Source organism: Bacillus sp. FSL M7-1020, assembly GCF_038050415.1.
GTDB lineage: Bacteria > Bacillota > Bacilli > Bacillales > Bacillaceae_G > Bacillus_A > Bacillus_A toyonensis.
Genome location: NZ_JBBOTW010000012.1, coordinates 1 through 1574 on the forward strand (window position 1 = coordinate 1; position 1574 = coordinate 1574).

The window sequence follows — 1574 nt, forward strand, 5'->3', positions numbered from 1 at the left end:
ATGAAATAGTTATCTTCTTTTTAAAGACAAATGTTATTGTACCATAATGTCCAATAAAAAACAACTGCTATGTAGCAGAAGTTAAAATGGCGGTCCCGACCGGGGTCGAACCGGCGATCTCCTGCGTGACAGGCAGGCATGTTAACCACTACACCACGGGACCATTTGGTTGCGGGGACAGGATTTGAACCTGCGACCTTCGGGTTATGAGCCCGACGAGCTACCGTGCTGCTCCACCCCGCGATGATAAAATATTTAATTTAGAAAAAATGGAGGAGGTAGAGGGATTCGAACCCCCGCGCGACTCTCGCCGCCTGTCGGTTTTCAAGACCGATCCCTTCAGCCGAACTTGGGTATACCTCCGAGATATAAACTTTGAGTGGTGGACCTTGTAGGACTCGAACCTACGACCGGACGGTTATGAGCCGTCTGCTCTAACCAGCTGAGCTAAAGGTCCTTATGGTAGCGGCGGAGGGGATCGAACCCCCGACCTCACGGGTATGAACCGTACGCTCTAGCCAGCTGAGCTACACCGCCATAAGTAATATAAAAATAAGTGGAGCCTAGCGGGATCGAACCGCTGACCTCCTGCGTGCAAGGCAGGCGCTCTCCCAGCTGAGCTAAGGCCCCATGTTTTTGGGAATATCGGGAAGACAGGATTTGAACCTGCGACCCCCTGGTCCCAAACCAGGTGCTCTACCAAGCTGAGCCACTTCCCGTTAATAAAAGCGCGCCCGAGAGGAGTCGAACCCCTAACCTCTTGATCCGTAGTCAAACGCTCTATCCAATTGAGCTACGGGCGCATATGGTGCCGAGGGCGGGGGTCGAACCCGCACGGTGGTCACCCACCGCAGGATTTTAAGTCCTGTGCGTCTGCCTGTTCCGCCACCCCGGCATGTCATATTGAAAATTGGAGCGGAAGACGGGATTCGAACCCGCGACCCCAACCTTGGCAAGGTTGTATTCTACCACTGAACTACTTCCGCAAGACATGTTATGAGATATTTTATTAAAAGTGCGGGTGAAGGGAGTCGAACCCCCACGCCAAAGGCGCCAGATCCTAAGTCTGGTGCGTCTGCCAATTCCGCCACACCCGCATATTAATTTATTTAAGAAAAAATGGGGCGACTGATGGGAATCGAACCCACGAATGCCGGAGCCACAATCCGGTGCGTTAACCACTTCGCCACAACCGCCATAGTTACTGGTGCCGACTAGAGGACTTGAACCCCCAACCTACTGATTACAAGTCAGTTGCTCTACCAATTGAGCTAAGTCGGCTAAATGGTGGAGGATGACGGGATCGAACCGCCGACCCCCTGCTTGTAAGGCAGGTGCTCTCCCAGCTGAGCTAATCCTCCATTTGCCTGGCAACGTCCTACTCTCACAGGGACAAGGTCCCAACTACCATCGGCGCTAGAGAGCTTAACTTCCGTGTTCGGTATGGGAACGGGTGTGACCTCTCTGCCATCATTACCAGACTGTATTCATTTAAGACAAGAATTATTGTAACTTATTTAACTTTTAAAGTCAACAAGTTTTTTATATTCTTTCAAAACTAGATAACATTGCTT

Annotated in this window: 14 tRNA genes and 1 rRNA gene; all 15 read right to left on the reverse strand. The window is 51.0% G+C overall.

From position 1 onward, the window contains the following. Positions 1-87: 87 nt before the first annotated feature. A tRNA-Asp gene (locus MHB70_RS30995) sits at positions 88-163 on the reverse strand. 3 nt (positions 164-166) lie between these two features. Continuing rightward, positions 167-243, reverse strand: a tRNA-Met gene (locus MHB70_RS31000). A 27-nt stretch (positions 244-270) separates the two neighbouring features. Further along, positions 271-363: transfer RNA gene (locus tag MHB70_RS31005), tRNA-Ser, on the reverse strand. Between the two features lie 17 nt (positions 364-380). Beyond that, a tRNA-Ile gene (locus MHB70_RS31010) sits at positions 381-457 on the reverse strand. Between the two features lie 3 nt (positions 458-460). Continuing rightward, positions 461-537, reverse strand: a tRNA-Met gene (locus tag MHB70_RS31015). A gap of 20 nt (positions 538-557) precedes the next feature. After that, positions 558-630 (reverse strand) — tRNA-Ala (locus MHB70_RS31020). Between the two features lie 15 nt (positions 631-645). Next, positions 646-719 (reverse strand) — tRNA-Pro (locus tag MHB70_RS31025). A gap of 10 nt (positions 720-729) precedes the next feature. Beyond that, positions 730-803 (reverse strand) — tRNA-Arg (locus MHB70_RS31030). A 3-nt stretch (positions 804-806) separates the two neighbouring features. Then, a tRNA-Leu gene (locus tag MHB70_RS31035) sits at positions 807-895 on the reverse strand. Positions 896-911: 16 nt separating this feature from the next. Continuing rightward, a tRNA-Gly gene (locus MHB70_RS31040) sits at positions 912-986 on the reverse strand. Between the two features lie 30 nt (positions 987-1016). Beyond that, positions 1017-1097 (reverse strand) — tRNA-Leu (locus tag MHB70_RS31045). Positions 1098-1120: 23 nt separating this feature from the next. Next, a tRNA-His gene (locus tag MHB70_RS31050) sits at positions 1121-1196 on the reverse strand. A 9-nt stretch (positions 1197-1205) separates the two neighbouring features. Continuing rightward, positions 1206-1281, reverse strand: a tRNA-Thr gene (locus MHB70_RS31055). Between the two features lie 4 nt (positions 1282-1285). Next, a tRNA-Val gene (locus MHB70_RS31060) sits at positions 1286-1361 on the reverse strand. 4 nt (positions 1362-1365) lie between these two features. Then, positions 1366-1481: ribosomal RNA gene (gene rrf / locus MHB70_RS31065) — 5S ribosomal RNA — on the reverse strand. Positions 1482-1574 lie beyond the last annotated feature (93 nt).